Raw genomic sequence first — 21474 nt, 5'->3', positions numbered from 1 at the left:
ATGACGCCATGGCCATCTACCTGACCAAAGAGAGCAGGGTCCTCGTCCAGGGCATGACCGGCGGCGAGGGCATGAAGCACACCCGGCGGATGCTCGCCGCCGGCACGAACGTCGTCGGCGGCGTCAACCCGCGCAAGGCCGGCCACACCGTCGACTTCGACGTCCCCCGGAGCCTGGACGGCCTGGGCGGTGCCCCCACGGCGATCCCTGTCTTCGGCAGCGTCGCCGACGGCATCCGCGCCACCGGCGCCGACGTCACCGTCGTCTTCGTACCGCCCGCCTTCGCCAAGGCGGCCGTCATCGAGGCCGCCGACGCCGGCATCCAGCTCGCCGTCGTCATCACCGAGGGCATCCCGGTGCACGACTCCGTCGCCTTCACCACCCACGCCAAGGCGCGCGGCACCCGAGTCGTCGGCCCCAACTGCCCCGGCCTCATCACCCCCGGCCAGTCCAACGCCGGCATCATCCCGCCCGACATCACCAGGCCCGGCCGCATCGGCCTGGTCTCCAAGTCCGGCACCCTCACCTACCAGCTCATGTACGAACTGCGGGACATCGGCTTCTCCACCTGCGTCGGCATCGGCGGCGACCCCGTCGTGGGCACCACCCACATCGACTGCCTCGCCGCGTTCCAGGAGGACCCCGACACCGAACTGATCGTGCTCATCGGGGAGATCGGCGGCGACGCCGAGGAACGCGCCGCCGCCTACATCCGCGACCACGTCACCAAGCCGGTCGTCGGCTACATCGCCGGTTTCACCGCGCCCGAGGGCAAGACCATGGGACACGCGGGCGCGATCGTCTCCGGCTCCTCCGGCACGGCCGCCGCGAAGAAGGAAGCGCTGGAGGCCGTGGGCGTACGGGTCGGCCGCACCCCCACCGAGACCGCCCGCCTGGTGCTGGACCGCCTCACCGTCGACGCGTGACGTCACTCATAGTCCGCGCGCGGTCACTTACCGGCGTGGCAACCCCTCGCTAGCGTCCTTCGCAGCCATCACCACCGCCCCCGACCGTGCACCGAGAGCGGAGACCCCTTGGCCACCACCCTCACCCTCAAATCCGGCACCTCCTGGGCCGACGCATGGCAGCGCTGCCTGGCCGTCGCCCCGGAGGCGTTCCGCGACGACCGCGTCCTCAACCTCTGGGACGGCACCTGGCAGGCGGACGGCCGCGCGCTGCCTGCCACCAGCCCCGTCGACGGCAGCCCCATCGCCGGACCGCCCCGTCTGGACCGGGCCACCGCCCGGCAGGCCGTGCGCGCCTCGCTCGACCAGCACCGCGCCTGGCGGCACGTCCCCCTGGACGAACGCCGGGCCCGCGTCGCGGCCACCCTCGACGCCCTCGCCCACCACCGCGACCTGCTCGCCCTCCTCCTCGTCTGGGAGATCGGCAAGCCCTGGCGGCTCGCGACGGCGGACGTCGACCGCGCCATCGACGGCGTGCGCTGGTACGTCGACGGCATCGAGCCGATGACCGCCGGCCGGTCCCCGCTCGACGGCCCCGTGTCCAACATCGCGAGCTGGAACTACCCGATGAGCGTGCTCGTTCACGCAGTGCTGGTACAGGCCCTGGCGGGCAACGCGGTCATCGCCAAGACCCCGACCGACGGCGGTGTCGCCTGCCTGACCCTGGCCTGCGCGCTCGCCGCCCGCGAGGGCGTCCCCGTCACCCTCGTCAGCGGCAGCGGAGGCGAGCTGTCCCAGGCGCTGGTGCGGGCGCCCGAGATCGGCTGCGTCTCCTTCGTCGGCGGCCGCGACACCGGCGCGGCGGTGGCCACGGCCGTCGCCGACCTCGGCAAGCGCCACATCCTCGAACAGGAAGGACTCAACACCTGGGGCATCTGGAACTACTCCGACTGGGACACGCTCGCGGCCGTCGTCCCCAAACTGTTCGACTACGGCAAACAGCGCTGCACCGCGTATCCGCGCTTCGTCGTCCAGCGCGCGCTGTTCGACGACTTCCTCGCCGCCTACCTGCCCGCGGTCCGCACCTTGCGGATCGGCCACCCCCTGGCGGTCGAGCGGCCGGACGACCCCTACCCGCGGCTGGACTTCGGCCCGGTGATCAACGCCGCCAAGGCCAAGGAGCTCCACGACCAGGTGGCGGAGGCGATCGACCGGGGCGCCGTCCCGCTGCACCGCGGACGGCTGTCCGACGCCCGCTTCCTGCCCGGCCAGGACACCTCGGCGTACGTCCAGCCCGTCACCCTGCTGAACCCGCCGCGGTCCTCGCCGCTGCACCACGCCGAACCGTTCGGCCCGGTCGACACGATCGTCCTGGTCGACACCGAGGCGGAGCTGCTGGCCGCCATGAACGCCTCCAACGGCGCCCTCGTCGCCACGCTCTCCACCGACGACCGGGCCACCTACGACCGGCTGGCCCCGCAGATCCGCGCGTTCAAGGTCGGCCACGGCACGCCCCGTTCACGCGGCGACCGGGACGAGCTGTTCGGCGGGTTCGGCGCGTCCTGGCGCGGCGCGTTCGTCGGCGGCGAGCTGCTGGTGCGCGCGGTCACCCAGGGCCCGGCGGGGGAGCGGCTGCCGGGGAACTTCCCGGAGTACCAACTGCTGCCCTGAGTACGGGCACCGGGACCGGCGGGGGAGCGGCTCCCGGGGGACTTTCCTGAGCGTCAGCTCCTCCCCTGAGCACGGGCGCCCGGACCGACCGGGGCATCGGCGGGCCGGAGAACCGGTCAGCCGATGCCCTGCCGGTCCGGGCGCAGCGCGAAGGCGCGGTCGGTGGCGTTCGGGGCCGTCTCCTCGACCGCCTGCCGCAGCAGTTCGCGGTGCCGCAGCAGCGGCTCCCGCCGCTCCGGGGGAGCGAGCAGCAGCAGATCGTCCAGCCCGGCCAGCAGGCGCCGGGACACCTGCGGACTCCCGGCACCGCACCCCCGTACCTCGGTGAACCCGAGATCCACCAGTTCGGTCCACCCGGGCACGGGCAGCACCAGACGCACGGCCCCGTCCCGGTCCCGGTGGACGGCCGGGTCCAGCGGCCGCCGGGACAGCGCCGCGAGGAACTGCACGATCCGGTCGAGGGCCTGCACGGCCGTCGTCGGATCGTTGACCGCCGGGGACAGGGCGCGCAGCGCGATGTCGCACAACTGCCGCAGCCCGAACCCGAGATCCTGGTAGAACGTCCGCTCCACACCGACGGACGTGGTGCGGCGCAGCGCGCCCATCGGCGGGGCCGCCCCGCCGTGCACGGCCAGCAGCGGCGTGCCCGGCAGCACGAAGTCCCCGATCAGCGGGACGAGCCGCAGCACGACCCCGTGCCGGCGGGCCACCCGCACCAGCCGCGCGATGTGCACGTCCCGCAGCACACCCGCCCGCCCGTCGTACGGCACCCACGCCGTCGGCTCGCCGAGGCCGTCCGCGTCCGGACCGCTCGCGGACGGCGGCATCGCCGCCACCGTCCGGAAGGACTCCGTGGCGATCCGCGCGATCACATGGCTGATCCGCATGAGCCGCAGCGTGCCGTTCACATACAGCACGAACAGCAGCAGGCTCAGCGCCACCATGCACAGCGTGAGGGCCGACTGCACGAGCGGCAGCGTCGTCGCCTTGCGCGGGTCGTCGGTGGTGTCGAACGAGGTCAGCACCAACAGGCTCAGCACGAAGGTGGCCAGGAAGACGGCGAAGGTCGCCTTGGTGATCCGGCTGCGCACGAACAGCCGTACCACCCGCGGGGTGAACTGCCCGCTCGTCATCTGTACGGCCACCAGCGAGATGCTGAAGACCACCCCGATGAAGGTCATCATGGCCGACGCGACGACGTTCACGACGGTCTTGGCGTCCTCCGCGAACCGCAGCAGATCCGCGAGTGACTCGTAGTCGCCGTTCTCGCGCAGCGCGTCCACGATCGCCGTGTCGAGCGCCTGCGCGGCCAGCCAGACGGCTAAGACACTCACCATCGCGGCCGTCGGCGCGAACCAGAAGGTGTCCCGGAGATGCTCCCGGAAGGGCGACAGCGCCCGCGGACGCCGCCGGCCCGCGGCCGGCCCCTGCGTAACCAACCAGTCACTCATGGTGCGACCCTAGGCGCGCCGCGCCGCGAGGTCCTGGACCCCCGCCCGGTGGAAGGAAACGCAGGTGAAAGGCACTCCGAAAGCTTGGTATTGTTGTCCATGTCGCCGACGGGACACCCCGGCACGGCGACGCACACCTGGTCCGGGTGGCGGAATGGCAGACGCGCTAGCTTGAGGTGCTAGTGCCCTTTATCGGGCGTGGGGGTTCAAGTCCCCCCTCGGACACACAGCGGAACGGATTACCGGTCGAGTCGCATGACTCACCGGTAATTCGTCGTTTCGGAGGCTTCCCCCGTCAGGATGGCCTCTCACGCCAGAGCCTGCCCGAGCAGCTCGACGCGATGCGAAGTCGTCGAGGCGGTCACACCGAGGATGCCGAAGATGAGATCACGGCCCATCGTCGCGCCCACCAGTGTATTGACCGGGCCGAACGAAGCCGCCATGGGCGTGACAGCGGCTCCGGCCGCGGCCTTCGCCTCTTTGTGTGCCGCGATGAAGGCAGGGACATCGGCGGGACGGATCAGCGGGCCACTCGACCCGACCCGGAGGCCGCAGCCTCCTGTGATCATCGACGTTTGACGCTCCAGACAGGCCTCAGCGCACACTTCCGGCAGCGATGCGGGATGGTCGGCCGCGACGACGAGGAATCCGCCTTCTCGCAGATACGGCACCAGGGCCTCGGATGTCGTGATGGTCTCCATGGCAGTGGTCGGCTCCGCCTCAGGCAGGCGCTCACGCACCCACTCGCGGGCCACGTCGACCTTGGGCCGTCCGACGTCGCAGCGGCGGTAGAGGTATTGGCGGTTCAGGTTCTTCAGCGCGACCCGATCACCGTCCACGAGCGTGAGTCCACCGACTCCCGCGCCCACGAGTTCCGCCAGCACCGCGCCGCCGATGCCGCCGACGCCGAGGACGGTCACGTGTGCCTCGCGCAGGCGATCCTGTGCCGCACCAGCGTCCAGTCCCAGGGCCGCGAAGTACTCGACCTGGTTCCTCCAGGCCGACGAGTGCCACGAACGGTCGAACGGAGCGACCACCAGGCGACGCCGGATCAACGTACGCACGATGGCGTCCACGTGGGTACCGCTCGGAGCCGGAAGGCCTGCCGGTTCGGCGGAGACCGCTTCGAGCCATTCGAACATCGATTCAGGGCAGCGTCGGACCAGCAACACCTCATCGGAAAACACCCGCAGCTCGTCGCCGTCCCGGTACCAGGTCGCCGCGGGCGAGAGCACGTAGCGATCGATTCCGTCAGCCATCCGTGGCCTTTCTTCGTAGCGCGATCACCGTCTGCCGAGGATCACGAGGAATCGGCGTTCCAGCTGAACCGAGGGAAGCGCACGGCGCCCATGGGCGGCCAGGGGTGGCCTTCCAACGCCTTACGCTGCAGCCAGTGGCCTCGGAGGCGCAGAAGCGGCAGGACCGTACACTGCTCCCGGACCGCCCGCCGGAGTTCGTCGTGCGCCGCATCGTCGTCCGGCACTTCGGACAGCCGATGCAGCAGTGGCCCGAGGGTGGGGTCACGGCGTGCAGGGTCGAGCAGGTCCAGATCGCAGATCGGATCTTCGAACAGCGGGCCCCGCAAGGCGAGGAGCAAGTCGACCGACTGCGCCGAACCCGAGACGAAGTCGGCGCGTGCCAGCTCGACATCGAGACCGAGGTTCTCGGTCAGCTGGTCCGCCACCTCTTCGGCCACGTCCCGGTTCGGGTAGTAGTCCCAGTAGCCCAGACGCAGCCGTACGCCCGAGCCGGCTGTGCTCGGGGGTGCCTCCACGTGGTGATCGGGCGCCGCCGACTCCACACCGTTCCAGCACCGTGCCACAAGACGGTCGTAGCGCATCGCGCCGAGGAGCCGGCGGCGGAACTCCGCGTCGCCCACGATCGACGGACTGTCCGGGTTGATCTCCAGACGCATCTCGATCGAGGTCGGCGCCGTGTGGAACTCCTGACTGTCCGCGAAGACCGGGACACGGTCCAGCGGAAACGCCGTCGCGCACGTCACGTCCACCTCGCCCTGCCGGAACCTCTCCGGGGCGCCGTGTGGATCACGGCGGACGAGCACCCGCACCGGCGGAGTCCCGGTCTTGACGGGTTCGAGCCAGTACTCGTCGTCACCGGTGAGCACGGCACGCTGGTACATACCGGAGGACAGCTGGCCGCACGACGAGATCGGGGCGAGATCGACGCTCCGCAGCAGGCTCGGCAGGTGCGGCGCCTGGCGGCGGAGCTCGATGACGAGCGCGTCCTTCGATGTGCGGACCGCGCGGATGTCGCGCAGGAACCGCTGGAGCGAAGGAACCGCGAGCGCGATTCGGATCGCCCTGGCGTGATCGCGCGCACACACCGGACTTCCGTCGGAGAAGGACGCGCCCTTCTGGACGCGGTAGTGCTGACTCAGCCCGTCGTCCTCGACCCACATGAGGTCGAGGCGGCTGCGTTGGCTCGCCGCGGCGAACCAACGGCTCAGGTAGTCACCTCCTGTGGGCCCGTGCCATCGGATCGGATCGTCGTCCACCTCGACCGTGACGGCGCGCGTCACGGTCACGTGGCCACGAGGGAGGTGTCGACCGCAGAGGAAGCCCGGCCAGGGGCGTCCGGTGAGGCGTCGATCCGCGCGCACAAACCCGCCACCGCGGTCGCGACCTCCTGCGGCCGGCCAGGAGAGACGCTCGCGAGCAGAGCTTCGCGTTCTTCCGGGCCACGCGGCATGAGAGTCCTGAACACCTTGGCCTGCGCCGGTGTCAGACGGAGAGTCGCCACCTCCGCCTCACTCGCGCGGTACACGACCACGACCGTCGGACGGCTCAGCTCAGGGCTCCATGTGATCTCGCGCGGATCGGAGATCATCGTGACGACGTCGACATCGAAGTCCGAGATCAGGAAATGCGGCTTCTCCTCCACGGTGGCGGGCCGCCTGTACACGTTGACGAGCTCTTCCTCGACCTCGTCCCCCCGGAACTCCGCAAGCATGGAGTCGTAGGCGAACAACGCCTTGGCGGCTTGCGCATGCACGCCGTCCATGTGCGACAGAATGCCGGCGAGCGCCTCGTCGATGGGCATCGCAGCCCGTGCGCGCAGCGCATCGATGAGTTCGACATACGTGTGCCCAGCACCCTGCTTGAGGAACCGCAGCAGGTGGTAATAGCGGCGCGTGAAGTACCGGGAAAGGCGCAACACGTCCTGATAGTAGCCGAAGTCCTGATTTCCCTTACGAATGAAGTTGAATCCGGTGAAGGTGGCCAGATTGTCCTTGATGAGCGCGCGAACGTCGGACGGCAGGAAGGTGCCCATGACGTCGAGGCCGGTGTCGAGGGGTTCCAGCTCAGCCCGGTACTCATCGGTGATCTCGGCGCCGGGAAGCGGTTGGAGCACGCTGAGGTCACTGTTGACGGCACCGTAGGCGATGGCGTCGAAGACGACCTCCAGTGCTTTCTCGAGGTCGTCGGCGCTCTCGTCCGGGTACCCCACGATGGTGTTCGTCTCGAACTGGATGCCGACTTCTTGGGCGGACCGGAAGAACTCGTAGGTCCGCTTCGTCGAGGGCATCTTCAGCATGGCTTTGAGGATCTTCTCCGACCCCGCGTCCGTGCCACAGAAGATGTTGAAGCATCCCGCGTCGGCCATGCGGCGCAGAAGCGACGGGTTGACATTGTCCGGTCGGACCGCGCAGCCCCACTCGAACGTGTCGTTGTGCTCGGCGAAGTAGGAGACGAACTCGTCAAGGTATGTGCGCTTGTTGGCGAAGTTGTCGTGCAGGAAGTTGAACTGGGTCACGCCGTACGCGCGGTGCAGGAAGCGAAGCTCGTCGAGGATGACCGCGGGGTCCTTGATCCTGAAGTCGCGGTCCCAGAACGTCGATGTCATGCAGAACTTGCATGAGTATGTGCACCCCGAGCCGATGTGCACATCGAAGATGTGAGGGGTCGACAGCCGGATGTAATCGCCCATCGGGACGGCGTCGTACGCGGGCATCGGCACGAGGTTCAGGTTCGTGGTCGGCTGAGGTCCGCTGGACACGGCCTGGCCGTTCTCGCACGACCAGAACCCGCGTACACCGGCGGGATCGGTCCCGTCCGCGATGGCATCCGCGAGGGCCGTGATCGCGAGCTCTCCCTCCCCGCGGCACACGAAGTCGACGCAGTCGGCGAAACGCGGGAGGGCGTCGGGAAAGACACCGAACGTACCGGGTCCGCCGAGAACCACCGTGACATCGGGCCGGCGTCGCTTGACCTCACGCCCGATGAGAAGGCATGCCGGAAGGGTGTCCGCGAGACAGGTGAGACCGAGGATGTCGGGATCGTCGGCGAGGAAGCGGGCGCAGGTCTGGTCGAGCCAATCGGCGTCACTCGGTTCGAAGGCACCGATCCGGTGCTCGTACTCCAAGTCGACGACGACAGTGGGATGGTTGTGCGCCTTCAGAGGTGAGGCGATGCAGAGCAGTCCGAGAGGAACGAAGAAAGGGGAATTGACATCGGAATTGATCAGGGGCCGGCCGAGCGTCACACGAGCATGCCGCGTGGACGATCGAACCGACACCTGGCCCTCTCCGGCGAACGAGAGGGCCAGTCGCTTACGAGTCGGCATCAGACGCGATCAGCAGCGCCGCGCCACGATGGCACCCAAAGTAGCCGATGACAGGGAGATCAACTCGACGTCGTCCTCGAGGTCGAGACCTTCCTCGTCGGTGAAGAGCACGAGGTCCGGTTCCGTCTCGTCCGTCAGGGTCGCCGAACGTTCCTGCACTGCCTGCGCCATTTTTACCCCTCTTTACCTCGACTGGTTCCAACATCCTTATCTCATACAGTCTTTGGCGTCGCGTCAATGGCCAGTGCACACGTTTCCCTTTTGCCACACCTGGTCCTGGGCCCATCAGCCCACTGGCCTGCGGCAACGTGATCGCCCTGCCCGCAAACCGGAGAGAATCCGTACATCTAGGCTTAGATTGCGAGTAATGCGCGGGATTCGAGCTGTGCCGAGCGATGGACGCCAAGGCATTCCCGCCCCTTGTAGGGCTTGATCGAATCTGGGTAGGCTGCTGCCGGTCCGAAACAGTGCCAAGCGGAGAGGTCACCGTTTGATGCTGCTGACCCTCAGCGGACCAGTGCCGGACATGGATGATTTCGAGCCATGTGGCGTGAGGGGTCAAAGATCGGCATCCGGCGATCACCTCATACGGCGGGATCGTCTTCGACGAGCGCGGGATCGCTTTTCAATGTCTTCCGTTATGCGACATTCGGGACGGAGCTAGGATTGTGACGTCTTCGCAGGCCAACGTTCCTGAAAGGGAATCCGCAGCGGTCCCGTTCTTCCCGATTCCCAGGGCGTCCGGTTGTCCGCTGGATCCGGCGCCCGAGCTGGCCGAGCTGCAGGAGCAGGCACCGCTGGTCCGAGTCCGCCTCTGGGACGGCAGCACTCCGTGGCTGGTGACGAGACATGCGGAGCAATGCGCGCTGCTGTCCGACCGACGAGTCAGCGCGGACTGGATGCGACCGGGCTACCCGTTCCACAACCAGTTCACGCAGGAACACCATGAAGAAGGCCAGTTCCTGACCGCCATGGAAGGCCCCGAGCACCTCCGGCTGCGCCGGATGATCGCCCGGCCGTTCACCCCCCGTAAGGTCGAGCAACTGCGGCCCACGGTGCGGCAAGTCGTCGACGACCACATCGACGCTCTGCTGGCCGGCCCGAATCCGACGGACTTCGTGGCGGATTTCGCGCTGCCGATCCCGTCCATCACCATCTGCCACGTGCTCGGCGTCCCGTACGACGACCACGACTTCTTCCAGCACGCCATCAGGACGATGACCGGCAGCGATGTCCCGGACGACCTCGTGGACAAGTCGCAGCGCGAGTTGTACCACTACCTGGCCAAGCTGATCGGCCGCAAGCTCGCCGCCCCTGAGGACGACTTGCTGTCCCAGCTGGCCACCGAACGGCTGGCCACCGGTCAGCTGAACCGACATCAGCTGGTGATGCTGGTCCTGTTCCTTCTGATCTCGGGGCACGAGACCACCGCCAGCATGATCGCGCTGGGCACGCTGGCCCTGCTGCAGCACCCCGACCAGATAGCGGTCCTGAAGGACTCCGACGGTCCTCAGGTCGCCGCAGCCGTGGACGAGCTGCTGCGGTACCTGACCACCGTCCAGCCCGGCCGCCGCCGAGTGGCTGTGGCGGACATCGAGATCGGCGGGCAGGTCATCCGCGCCGGCGAGGGTCTGATCCTCCCGGAGGAGATCGGCAACCGCGATGAACGAGTGTTCCCCCGTCCCGGGGAGCTGGACCTGCGCCGCGACGCCAGCCAGCAGCTCGCTTTCGGCTTCGGTGTGCACAAGTGCACCGGCCAACCGCTGGCCCGCCTGGAGCTCCAGGTCGTGTTCGCCGCTCTGTTTCGGCGTATCCCGACACTGACCTTGGCCGTCGACCTCGCCGACCTCCCGTTCATGGACGACGGGCTCGGGTACGGCGTCAAGAAGATGCCCGTGAGCTGGTGAGTGGATGAGGGGCGAGCCGGTGGCAGAAACCGGAGCGAAGTTGTCACGGACCGGGCACGGTCAAGACCGCAGCCGAGTCCGCCGGCGGCGGAGGGTCTGCAGCCGATGAGCGCCACCCATTCCCGCATGCGACTCCTCCACCGAGGACGGCCGCGGCGCCGACGATGGTTCCCGGCGGGTCCCGAAGCCCTGCACGCGGCAGTGGCCGTGGGTTCCGGTCCGCAGCGGAGACCCGACACCAATGATCACCGGATTCGTCAGGGGGAGCCCGCAGCATGACGACCACGGAGGCCCCCGGCGGGTCGGCCGCAGTCGACGACGCGACGCGAAGCGTCGCGCGTCCCTTCTATGTGTACGCCGTACTCGCCAACTCGTTGTTCCAGCGTGGCGTGTTCGTTCTCTACCTGCAGCAGCGCGGGTTCTCCGCCGGGCAGATCGCCGTCCTGCAGACGCTGATCTACCTGGTCAGCGGATTCGCGGAGATGCCCACAGGAGTCATCGCCGACCGCATCGGCAGGCGTGCCAGCATTGTGATCGGCCAGGTGCTGATAGCCGGATGCCTGCTCGGTCAGGTGACGTCGTCCAACTACTGGTTGTTCGTGGCGTTGTTCGTGGGTCACGGCGTGGGCATGGCGTGTGTATCGGGGTCGGACAGCGCACTGCTGTACGACCTGCTGGTGCGTCGTGGCGCAACGACCGGCTACGTCAAGATCAAGTCCCGTTTCACCATGCTGGGGACGGTCACCTCGGGAATCGCCATCGTCCTCGGTGGCCAGATGCAGGCGTTCTCCTGGGTGATCGTCTACGTGGGTTCGGCCGCGTGCCTCATCCTGGCAGTGGTGGTGTTGATATCACGGGTCCCCGAGATCCGCGGCGTGGACGCGGTGGACGAGCAGGACGGAACCGAGAAGGCGCACCGCGACGCCACACCATGGCGGGCGCTGCTGAGGGTGGCGACACCGGCGCTCGTGACGCTGGCCGTCGTGTCCGGGTTGATGCACGCGACGTTGACGCCGTACATCATCTTCACGCAGAAGACCCTCTCCGATCAGGGGGCGGACACCGCGTTGGTCAGTGTGGTCATATCGGCGGGGTTCTTCGCCGGTGGACTTGTTCCGTTGCTGTCGGACCGCGTGAACCGGCGCTTCGGGTACCGGGCCGTCGTCCCGGTGTCCCTCCTGGCGCTCGCCCTGGCACTCGGACTGAGCGGTCTCGGCCTCGTCTGGGTCACCATCGCCTCGTTCCTCATCCTCGTCGGGATTCCCGAGATCACCGCGGTACTCGTGGACAACGTGCTCAACGAGGCGGTGCCGTCGCGCCACCGGGCGAGTCTGCTGTCGATGATCGCGTTCGTGGAGTCGGTCCTCATCGGTACCGGCTATCTCGTCCTCGGCATCCTCATGGACGGGCTGGGCTCCAGCGTCGGCATGGCCACCTACGCGGTGGTTCCCCTCCTGGCGTGTGCCCTGTGGCTGCCGGTGCTCCTCCGTGGCGCGCGGGTGACCACGGAGACCGCGAAGCCAACCGACGCGCAGGCATCCTGAGCCAGGCCAACGATAAGGAGCCGCAGTGGAATTGATGCAGATCGGCCAGAAGCGGCCGGCGCTGGATCCGAACCCGCCGGTCGTGCACGAGGACGTCCTTTCGGTCGCGCTGGTCTGCATGCCCTGGGCCGTGGTGGACATGCCTTCCCTGGCGCTGAGCACGATCGCTCCGTTGTTCGAGCAGCGCGGGGAAGTGGAGAAGCTCGACGTCGTCTACGGGAACATACGGTGGCTCGACTTCCTGATCCGGGAAGTGGGCCTCGAGCGTGACCACTACGAACTGATCGTCGACGCCGAGGTGTTCGGGGTCGGGGAATGGGTCTTCTCCAGTTGTTTCCGCCCCGGGATCGACCCACGCCACACAAGTTTCCACGACCTCGTAAAGGACAGCGAGCACGCCGATGCCTATGAGGCGATGTTCCGCGCGGCGCCCGCCTTCATCGACGAGCTCGCCCGGGATCTCGTATCGTCGGGCGCCGATGTCCTCGGGCTGACGACGACGTTCGACCAGAACATCGCCTCGTTCGCGCTCGCGCACCGCGTGAAGGAACTGTCACCGAGTGTCGTCACGCTGCTCGGCGGGGCGAATTGCGACGGCGTCCAAGGTACGGCAGTGCACCGCGCCCGAAAGGAATTCGACTACGTGATCCGGGGTGAGGCGGAGCGCTCCATCGCACCCCTCATCGCCCACATCGCCGGATACCGTAGCGGTGCCGTCGACCAGCATGACAAAAGGCTGCGTTCCGTGCCCGGTCTGTGCTGGCGATCCGACTCCGACGGAACGTCGGTGAGCAACCCGATCGGACCGACGCCCGTCTCCATGAACATAGTGCCGGAACCCGTCTACGATCACTATTTCCGTGATCTGCGGAAATCCCCGGTCGGTCACAACATCGACGTCAAGATCCCGCTGGAGGCCAGCCGCGGATGCTGGTGGGGCGCGAAGCACCATTGCACGTTCTGCGGCTTGAACGGATCGGCCATGGCTCATCGTGCGAAGCCCGCTGAGCGCGTGCAGGCGGAGGCCAGCCGGGCCGTACGCCGGCACAACGTGCTCGACCTGGTGTTTTCCGACAACATCCTGGCCCCCGAGCATGTCGTTCGACTGACCACGGATCTGGCGCTGCCTGCCGAATGGGACGTCCGGCTGTTCGCCGAGGTGAAGTCGAACCTCAACTTCGGTCAACTCGAGTCCCTTGCCCGAGCCGGTTTCACGCAACTGCAGCCGGGCGTCGAGAGCCTCTGCACACCGATCCTGCGCATCATGCGCAAGGGGGTGACCGGATGGCAGAACGTGCGATTCCTGCGGGACTGTGCCACCTGCAGGATCTATCCGTCGTGGAACATCCTCGTGGCGTTCCCGGGGGAGGACGATCGCGACTACACGGCGTTGATCGACTCGCTCCCGTCCCTCCACCATCTGACGCCGCCCGCCGGGGTGTTCCCGATCAAACTGGAACGCTTCAGCCCCTACTTCGACGATCCAGAACTCGGTCTCAAGGCTCTCGGCCCCTCCCGCAACCTGATGGGCGCCTACGAGGGGGTGGTGGACGCCCTCGATGACTTCGTGTACGTCTTCGAGTCCGAGCCGGCCGGTATATCGCCAGAGGTATACGAGAAGTTGCGCGAAGCGGTCGCGAGCTGGAGGACACACGCACCGACTTCGCGGCTGGTCGCCCTGCCTGCGCCGGACGGCTCGCTCACCATCGTCGACGACCGTTCCACATGGCCCTCCCGGGAACTGGTGCTGAAACCGGGTCTCGAGGCCGAGGCCTACCGGGCACTGGCCAAGGGCAAAACGCTCCCTGCGCTCATCTCCACATTGCGCTCGTGCGGGATCGCAGTGCGGGAAGAAGAGGTAGAAGAGCTCCTCGCGCACTGGACAGAGCTCGGAACAGTTTTCCATGAGGATGCCACCTATTTGGCGCTGGCGACGGGATTGCGCTGGTGACGACACAGACAGCAGGACGACGGTCGAACAGACGACGGCTCTTCGCGCCGGTGAGTCTCCACTCGGTGCAGAGCAGACAGGACCTCGTCACCCTGACCCGGTCGGGATACGCCGGGGTTCGACTAGCCGGTCATTTCACCATGCCGGACATGGGCGATCGCGACCTTGTCTCCTTGATCGCGTTGCTCCGGGACGCGCGCGGCGTCGGCCTCAGGGTTTCCTGGAGCGGCGACTGCGGTGCCCTCGAGGTCGGGCGCCTTCGCCACCTCGACCCGCCACGCCAGTCGGACGGCACCTTCGCATGGCCGACGCCGCAGTGGGACTCACTCGTCGTTCGGCGCGGTCCGACGTTCCTGGCCGTTGAGGACGCGCGCCACGGGGAGCGCCGCCGTATCGATGTCGACCGCTCGGAGCCGGCGGCAGCCGTCATCGACGCAAGCCGTTGGGCGCACAGGATCACGTCCGAGGAAGCCGCCAGTCTGGACGCTCTTGATCTGCACGGCCTCGTCTTCCGTTCCGGCGACCACTGTGTGGGGATTGCCGTGAGGCAAGGAGTCTGGTGTGTCTGACGGCAGCATTCTCTTCCGCAGGACACTCGACGAGCGGACCATTGCACGAGGGCCGGCGGACCCGGCCGCCGCCATCGTTCCCACGCGCATGGGAACCGCAGGAGTGGGACTGGTTGTCAACGACCACCGTGAAGCCACCCGCATTCTGTCGGACGTCGAAACCTACGGAAGTGCGGGCGAGCTCATGGCCAGCGTTTTCGACGAGCCGGTCGAGCCGCACCCGGATACGTCGTCCGACATGGTCTTCGCGGTCAATCAGACCGACGGGGAGGAGCATCGTCAGGTACGGCGCGCACTTCGGCGGGTCATCGATGCGCGCGTGCGCGACGTCTCGGAGCAGTTGATCCAGGACGTCCAGCACTCGGTCGAGAGTGCTCTCACCCTGGGCAGGCTCGACGCGGTCGCGTCGATCGGCGTGCCCATCGCCGACAGTGTCATGTCGCGATTGCTCGGACTGGACGCAAACCTGGTCTCGGCTCTGAGAACCGCGGTGTATCAGGGATATCCGGTGCGCGAACTCGACGCCACGCTCGTCGACTGGGTGCGTGACCGGCGCGCCCGGCCCGCCGACGACCTCGTGTCGGACCTGATGGCGGAACTGCCCTCTCTCGACGACCGACAGGTCGCGGCGAACACTCGGCTGCTCGCGCTGTCGGGTGTCGAGGTGCTGGCGGCACTGATCACGAATGGCATCCTGTGCTTGGCGCAGGATGCGAAGACTCAGAGTCTTGTACGCGACGACGAGGGATTGCTGCCCGGACTCGTCCACGAGGTCCAGCGGTACGCGAGCCCGATCGCGCGAGGGATCTACCGGATGACCAAGAAGCCATCGGTGATAGGTCGTTACGCGGTTCCAGCGGGTACGTTGCTGGTCATCGGGGTGGATGTGTGCAACAGGGACACGTCGGCATTTCCCGATGCCCACACCTTCGACCCCACGCGCGGGCGGGACTTCGAGCATCTGACGTTCGGTCGCGGGAGGCATTCCTGCCTGGGTATCCCGGTCACCCGTCTGATCGCGGCGCAGGCCCTGCGCGTGTTCCTCTCTGGAACAACGAGTTTCGGTCTGACGGTGGAACCGTCGGAGTTGCGATTCCACGAGACCTCGGTCATGAACGGTCTCGTCGAACTTCCGATCTGGGTCGAGTGCGCGAACTAGCACTCCGCGGCGCCTGCTGTCCGGCTGCTGTGACGAAGGGCCTCAACCATTCACGGTCGAGGCCCTTGTCCCTGATATCTCGCCGAGGGTGACCCGAAGAGCTACTTCTCCAACTCTTCGTCCCGCAGCATGTCGCCCCGCAGGGCCTTGTCCGTGGCCCGTCCTATGACGGCGGTCGATCCGGCGTCCACGGCACCCCCGACGATGCCGCCCAGGATGGGGACGCCCTTGGCGAGGGTGATCGCGGCGCGCTTCGTTCCGTACTTCGCGACCAGGTGAGTGCCGGCCTTCTTGTTGATCGCCCGGATCATGGTGATCGGGATCTTCTTGATCATCTGCTCGCCGAGTTTCTGGCCGACCTTCACGCCGAAGGCCGCGAGGACGCTCTGGGTGCTCATGCCGATCGCGAGCATCATCGCGACGGTCCGGGCGTGCGGATCGCGGATGTCCCACCCCCGGAGGTGTGCGATGGCGCCGGCCATCCGCATGTTGACGGTGATGGCCGCGGCCACGTTGGCGGGGAGTGTCACACCCGCGGTGATCAGCCCGCCGAGACCGGTGACGAACCCCTGAGTGCCGGCCGCGGCCACGGACTCCTTGATGAGCCGGGCGACGACCGCGTCGATGTCGTCCTTCCTGTCCTCCGGAGACCGGCGCTCTTCGTCGTCCGGCGCCCGGTAGGCGGCCCCCTGCCGTCGCGACAGACGGTCCTCGGCCCAGGCAACCGACCCGGTGATCGGGCCGATGCCCTTCACCATCACCTTCTCCGCGAGATCGGCGACCCATCGCCCGGTCTTCTCGACGGCCCCTTCGTCGGGAGCCTTCTCGTCGGCCCCCTCGCCAGGAGTCTTCTCGTCGGCCATCACGCACCACCCCTCCTGCGGACGCTCCGGGTCGGAGCCCCGCACTGCTGCGAGCAGGGGGGAAAGAGTCCGGTCAGACGTCCCGCAAGCGTGCGCGCCGTCTGAAGTCGTGCCCCCTCGCTCCCACCCGCCCACCCCTTCGCGTCACGACCCCCTCGCCGTGCCGCCCGTCACAACTAAGCCGAAGCGGCTACACACTTCCACACGATGAAAGCATCGTCAAACGGCCAGAGTTGGCTCAAATATGCCTTCCGATGGTGGCCGGGTCCGACGACTGGCCCGCGCCACAACCGGCCTCCACGAGGAATGGACTGGGTTGCCCGGTCCATGAGACGTACAAGCCGTCCCGGGCCCGCGTGCAGGCGACGAACAGCAGGCAGCGTTCCGCCGCGAGGTCGGCCTCGTGCTGGAGGCGGTCGACGTCTTCCGGCGTGACCGCGGAAGGGTTGGGCAGAGCCGCGTCGTTCACCCCGACGACGGCGGCATAACGGTACTCGAGCCCCTTGAAGGTGTGCATGGTGCCCACGTTGACAGCGTCGTCGGTGCGGGCCGCACCGGCTCGGACACGGCTGGCGGGGATTCCGGCCTTCAGCAGCGCTTCCTTGACCTTCTCGCAGGTCTTGTTGAAGCGCGCGCAGACCCCGATCTCGCCGTACGCGGCACCACCGTCCACCCACTCCCGCACTTGCTCGACGAGCGCGTCGAGTTCGGCATCCTCCGTCTCCGCCTCGTGCACGTACGGCCCGGAGCCGTGCAGGACCGAGCTGTACCCCACCAAGGTGTCGTGCCGCCCGCTGTCGGCCAGTTCGTCGAAGGGCCGGCCCAGAAGGAGACCTGTCGCCCAGCTGAGGATCTCCTGGGTGGATCGGTAGTTCTTGCGCAGCTTCGTCGAACGGCCCGCGACGGTGATGCCGAGGGCCTTCAGCGACACCCGGCTGTCGTAGATCCGCTGGTGCGGGTCACCGGCGACGAACAGATCGTCCGGTCGTGTGGGGGCGGCCGCCCGCAGCATCCGCCACTGGACCGGGTGCAGGTCCTGGGCCTCGTCGACGACGATGTGCCGGTAGGACGGCCCTTGCACGGCCAGCAGGTCGGTGGCCTCCGCGCAGGTTCCGAGATAGGTGCGCAGTCCGTCCTCGTCCAGCCTCCGGGTGAACTCCTCCACGGTCCGCCACACCAGTGGTCGCGCCCCGGCGGACAGCGCGCTGCCGCGGCCCCGCCGTTCGCAGCTCTCGTACGCGTCCTGCGTACGGATGTCCTGGGCCAGGACGACGTGCTTGTACTCCTGGGCGAGGAACTGCGGGGTTCCGGAGAAGCCCGTGGCCGCCGCGGCCTGTTCCCACCGGGCGGTCTCCTCGTATCCGTTGAGCGGGCGGCGAGACGTGTTGACCACCCGTCCGGCGAAGGCGTCGACCGTCAGGACGTCGACCCGGTCGCGCAGATCCGGGTCGTCGACGAGCAGGCCGAGCCCTTCGGTGAGGGCGTCTACGAGCGCGTTGGTGAACGTGGTCAGGAGAATCCGGTCGCCGTCGCGCAGGTGCCGCAGCAGATGCCGCACACGGTGGAGGGCGACGACGGACTTGCCGGTGCCCGGACCACCGGTCACCTGGGCGGGACCGGAGTACGACGGGCGGTAGGCCACCTTGTGCTGGGTCGGGTGCAGGAAGACGCGCCAGGCGGTGAAGGGCTTCTCCAGGATGTCGCGCATCTCGTCGGAGTCCGAGACGACCGCGATGCGGGCGCGGCTGCGGTGGATCGCGGTCTCGTAGTCCGACGTGTCGACTGGAGCCGCCGGTCCGTGGGCGAGCGCGACGGACACCACGTCGCGCCAGACCTCCTCCACGGTGAAGCCAGCCGCGAGGTACTCCAGCACCTCCCGCTGGTCCTGGGGGAAGTACGGCGCGAAGACCTCCAGCTGCTCCAGGTCGGTGAGCGCGCGGGCCTGCCGCAGCGTGGTGCCGTCGATGCCGAGCGCCGCCATGTCGCCGTCGGACACCTTCGCGAACAGCCGCCGGTCCGGATCGGGCGCGATCCGCTCGTACGCGGGCGTCAGTTCTTCCAGAGAGGCGATGTCGCGGATCTCGACGGCACGGGTGACGGTGTTGATGCTGGACTTCTGCTTGACCGCCCACGCGATGGCCTTGTCGTGCGGCATCACCCGCAGCAGCACGAAGGTCTCACCGGACTCCGGCGCGAGGACCACGCCACGTGTGCCCTGGTCGATCCGGATGGTGCGGATGTGCGGGTCACGCGCCTGCTTGAGAGACTCCAGCTTCAGGCCGGGGTCCTTGAACAGCTGCTCCAGTGTGAGCCGTTCGAACTTCTCCCATGCCGCGAACACTCCGTCGCGGACGGTCCCTTGAAGTTTGCCGAGCTGAGCACAGAAGCCGATGTCGAAGGCGAGGCGGGGCATGAGGCGGTTCTCTCCTGGGTGACAGTGACCGGGGTCGGGAAGGCCGGCAGGCGCGGGCCGGTGCGCGGACCGGGTTCAGCCCGTCGTGCCGTCGAGGTCGAGGCGCAGGACGGCAAGGGCTTCGGCGACCTCCAGCGTCATCTCGTCCTCGGGGCCGTAGACCAGGTTCAGGTCGTCGTGGAGGGGTTCGAGGAGGGCGCGGGCCTCTGCGGCGCGGCCCTGGGCGAGAAGCAGCATGCCGATGTCCCGGCGCAGGACGACGGCCTCCTCGCTGGCGTCGCTGTCCACGTTCCGTACGACACCGAGGACGCTCTCCAGCGCGGTGAGGGCCTCGGTGACCTGGCCGAGTTCGGCACGGCAGCGGGCGGCCTGGGCGCGGCAGTCCAGTGCGGCCCGGCTGGTGGGGCCGTTGATCCGGCTGTACGCCTCCGCCAGCATCTCGAACTCGGGCAGTGCCGCCCGGAAGTCACCGCCCAGCAGCCGGGCACCGGCCCGCCGCGCGCGCAGGGCCAGTACCACCTTGTTCTCGGCGCCCAGGGCCTGTGCGGCGGGCTCGACGATCTCGCCCGCGACCTCGGCGGCCTGCGAGAAACGCTCCTCCTCCACCAGGGCGTCGTAGTGCTCACGTGCCTCACGGATCTGCGCGCGCAGCGTCTCGGACAGGGGCGCGGCGGCAGGTACGGCCGGTGCCTCGGCCGCTGCGCGGTCCGGCGCGCCCACGGAACGGCCGCGGCTGCGGGGCGCGTAGGGGCGGCGGAACACGCCGGTCGGGTCCGGTGTCCCGGGCGGCACCGCCTCGTGCGGGGAGGGCTCCTCGCCCGCGGCCGGCAGGAAGGGCCGCAGCCGCTCGTACACCTCCTGCACGTCCGCGGGCCGCGCTTCGGGGGCCTTGCGCAGCAGGTGCAGGACGAGTTCCTCCAGCTCGGCCGGTACATCGGCCCGCAGCTGCCGCAGCGGTGCCGGCGGGGCGTTGACGTGCTGGAACATCACCAGGTACTCACTGTCCGCGCTGAACAGCACGCGACCGCTGAGCAGTTCGTGCAGGACGCAGCCCAGCGCGTACAGGTCGACCTTCGGGGTCACCTGCCCGCCGCGGACCTGCTCCGGCGACATGTACTGGTAGGTGCCGACGGGGCTGCCGGTCGCGGTCAGCTTGGTGACGTCGGTCCGCAGGATGGCCGCGATGCCGAAATCCAGCACCTTCACCGTCCCGTCGTGGGCGACGAGGATGTTGCCCGGCTTCAGGTCGCGGTGGATGACGGGTACCTCGTGCGCGTACGAGAGGACCGTGGCGACCTGCGCGGCGACGGCCACCGCCCAGCCGATGGGCAGCGACAGGTCCGGGTGGACGAGGTGACTGAGCGGCACACCCTCGACCAACTCCATCACCAGGAACAGCCGGTCGTAGGAGTCCTCGTCGAGCACCGCGTCGTACACCTGCGGGACGCCCGGGTGCTGGATGCGGGCCGTGATCCGTGCCTCGCGCCGGAACCGCTTGGCCAGTTCCTCGGCTAGCTGCGGGGTGGCGGCGGCCTGCCCCCGGATCACCTTCACGGCGACCGGCCGGTCCAGTACGGCGTCGTAGCCGCGCCAGACCTCGCCCATCCCGCCGTGGTTGAGCTGCTCCAGCAGTTCGTAACGCCCCGCGACCGGCTTCTGCGGCACCCCTGCCCCCGTCGAGTCACCTCGCCGGCGAGCGATGGATCGGCGCCGGTCCGACTGGTCGGGCACCAGTGTCGTCGTTGCGGGAACGCCAGTCCAGCCGAGATGCACCGGCGGCCACCCAAGGGTGATCAGAAGTGACCGGCGGAGTCCTGTCCGGGAGGCGGGAAGGCCGGGAAGGACCCCGTTACGGACCGTCGCCGGCCGCCGACCTGGACAGGCGGGCGAGCGTCAGGGGCATGGAGGGGGAGATGGGTGCCGGTGCCAGCGTGGGCCTGACGAGGGCGAAACCTCCGGGGAGGACGAGCCGCGCCCACACCGTCTTGCCCGGCCCGCCCTCCGCGCGCGGGCACCAGCCCCAACCGTCCGCGAGGGCCGCGACGAGCAGCAGGCCCCTGCCTCCGTCCCGGTCGTCCTCCGGACCGTCACCCAGGTCACCCGGCACTGCCGGGGGAGTGCTGGGGACGGGCAGCCGCTCGGCGCGTGTGTCGGAGACCTCCACGAGCACAGTCGCGTCCCGCCCCAAGAGCCGCAGCCTGAAGTCACGGCCGGGTACATGGCCGTGCCGGACTGCGTTGGCGCAGAGCTCGGCGACGACGAGGGCGACGGCGTCGTGCGGATCGCTGCCGTAGGGGACACCCCATGCGTCGAGCCGTGCTCCACACAGGTGCCGGGCGAGCCGGGCGCCGCGCCGGGTGGAAGTGAAGTCCATCGCGAAACGGTGGGTGGGAGAGCGGAGTTCGGGGCGGTCGGCCGAGGGGTGGGCCGCGGCCTCCGGGTCGGTGGTCATGACTC

General features: G+C 68.4%; 16 protein-coding genes and 1 tRNA gene. 8 read left to right on the top strand and 9 right to left on the bottom strand.

From position 1 onward, the window contains the following. Positions 1-8 precede the first annotated feature (8 nt). Positions 9-926, top strand: a complete 918-nt coding sequence (gene sucD / locus ABZ899_RS07075) for a succinate--CoA ligase subunit alpha (RefSeq protein ID WP_361341890.1) — start codon at positions 9-11, stop codon at positions 924-926. Positions 927-1034: 108 nt separating this feature from the next. After that, a complete protein-coding gene (locus tag ABZ899_RS07070) occupies positions 1035-2576 on the top strand; it encodes an aldehyde dehydrogenase family protein (protein WP_361341887.1) in 1542 nt (513 codons plus the stop codon). A gap of 116 nt (positions 2577-2692) precedes the next feature. On the opposite strand, the gene ABZ899_RS07065 is transcribed toward ABZ899_RS07070, so the two are convergent. Further along, positions 2693-4027, bottom strand: coding sequence for a DUF2254 domain-containing protein (locus ABZ899_RS07065; RefSeq protein ID WP_361341884.1), 1335 nt, complete (start codon positions 4025-4027; stop codon positions 2693-2695). A 140-nt stretch (positions 4028-4167) separates the two neighbouring features. Between ABZ899_RS07065 and ABZ899_RS07060 the strand changes: the two genes are divergently transcribed. Continuing rightward, positions 4168-4252, top strand: a tRNA-Leu gene (locus ABZ899_RS07060). An 83-nt stretch (positions 4253-4335) separates the two neighbouring features. On the opposite strand, the gene ABZ899_RS07055 is transcribed toward ABZ899_RS07060, so the two are convergent. The 4 genes from ABZ899_RS07055 to ABZ899_RS07040 form a co-directional block, all read right to left on the bottom strand. Further along, positions 4336-5286, bottom strand: coding sequence for a ThiF family adenylyltransferase (locus tag ABZ899_RS07055; RefSeq protein WP_361341881.1), 951 nt, complete (start codon positions 5284-5286; stop codon positions 4336-4338). A 41-nt stretch (positions 5287-5327) separates the two neighbouring features. Further along, on the bottom strand, positions 5328-6572 hold the full coding sequence (locus tag ABZ899_RS07050; protein WP_361341879.1) for a hypothetical protein: 1245 nt from the start codon (positions 6570-6572) through the stop codon (positions 5328-5330). Continuing rightward, entirely contained in the window at positions 6569-8530 is a 1962-nt protein-coding gene (locus ABZ899_RS07045; protein ID WP_361341876.1) for a radical SAM protein, read from the bottom strand. Before ABZ899_RS07045 ends, ABZ899_RS07050 begins: the two co-directional genes overlap by 4 nt. Positions 8531-8620: 90 nt before the next feature. Then, a complete protein-coding gene (locus tag ABZ899_RS07040) occupies positions 8621-8782 on the bottom strand; it encodes a hypothetical protein (RefSeq protein ID WP_361341874.1) in 162 nt (53 codons plus the stop codon). 557 nt (positions 8783-9339) lie between these two features. On the opposite strand from ABZ899_RS07040, the gene ABZ899_RS07035 reads away from it, so the two are divergent. The 5 genes from ABZ899_RS07035 to ABZ899_RS07015 all read left to right on the top strand — a co-directional run bounded on the left by ABZ899_RS07035 (position 9340) and on the right by ABZ899_RS07015 (position 15741). Beyond that, complete coding sequence (locus ABZ899_RS07035; RefSeq protein ID WP_361342506.1) at positions 9340-10518, top strand: cytochrome P450; 1179 nt, start codon at positions 9340-9342, stop codon at positions 10516-10518. 275 nt (positions 10519-10793) lie between these two features. Continuing rightward, on the top strand, positions 10794-12062 hold the full coding sequence (locus ABZ899_RS07030; protein ID WP_361341871.1) for an MFS transporter: 1269 nt from the start codon (positions 10794-10796) through the stop codon (positions 12060-12062). 34 nt (positions 12063-12096) lie between these two features. Then, complete coding sequence (locus ABZ899_RS07025; protein WP_361342503.1) at positions 12097-14013, top strand: RiPP maturation radical SAM C-methyltransferase; 1917 nt, start codon at positions 12097-12099, stop codon at positions 14011-14013. After that, positions 14010-14582 (top strand): DUF5825 family protein, encoded by a 573-nt coding sequence (locus ABZ899_RS07020; RefSeq protein ID WP_361341868.1) that lies wholly within the window; start codon positions 14010-14012, stop codon positions 14580-14582. Before ABZ899_RS07025 ends, ABZ899_RS07020 begins: the two co-directional genes overlap by 4 nt. Further along, positions 14575-15741, top strand: a complete 1167-nt coding sequence (locus ABZ899_RS07015) for a cytochrome P450 (RefSeq protein ID WP_361341865.1) — start codon at positions 14575-14577, stop codon at positions 15739-15741. The genes ABZ899_RS07020 and ABZ899_RS07015 overlap by 8 nt, the downstream gene beginning before the upstream one ends. A 101-nt stretch (positions 15742-15842) precedes the next feature. On the opposite strand, the gene ABZ899_RS07010 is transcribed toward ABZ899_RS07015, so the two are convergent. The 4 genes from ABZ899_RS07010 to ABZ899_RS06995 form a co-directional block, all read right to left on the bottom strand. Continuing rightward, on the bottom strand, positions 15843-16604 hold the full coding sequence (locus ABZ899_RS07010; protein ID WP_361341862.1) for an EcsC family protein: 762 nt from the start codon (positions 16602-16604) through the stop codon (positions 15843-15845). A gap of 238 nt (positions 16605-16842) precedes the next feature. Next, positions 16843-19017, bottom strand: a complete 2175-nt coding sequence (locus ABZ899_RS07005) for a 3'-5' exonuclease (RefSeq protein WP_361341860.1) — start codon at positions 19015-19017, stop codon at positions 16843-16845. Positions 19018-19092: 75 nt separating this feature from the next. Continuing rightward, on the bottom strand, positions 19093-20682 hold the full coding sequence (locus ABZ899_RS07000; protein WP_361341857.1) for a serine/threonine-protein kinase: 1590 nt from the start codon (positions 20680-20682) through the stop codon (positions 19093-19095). 184 nt (positions 20683-20866) lie between these two features. Further along, on the bottom strand, positions 20867-21469 hold the full coding sequence (locus ABZ899_RS06995; protein WP_361341855.1) for an ATP-binding protein: 603 nt from the start codon (positions 21467-21469) through the stop codon (positions 20867-20869). Positions 21470-21474: the final 5 nt, after the last annotated feature.

Source organism: Streptomyces sp. NPDC046859, assembly GCF_040645135.1.
Taxonomy (GTDB): Bacteria; Actinomycetota; Actinomycetes; order Streptomycetales; family Streptomycetaceae; genus Streptomyces.
Note: the sequence above shows the minus strand (reverse complement) of the source record. Positions and strands in the feature narration are given on the sequence as shown.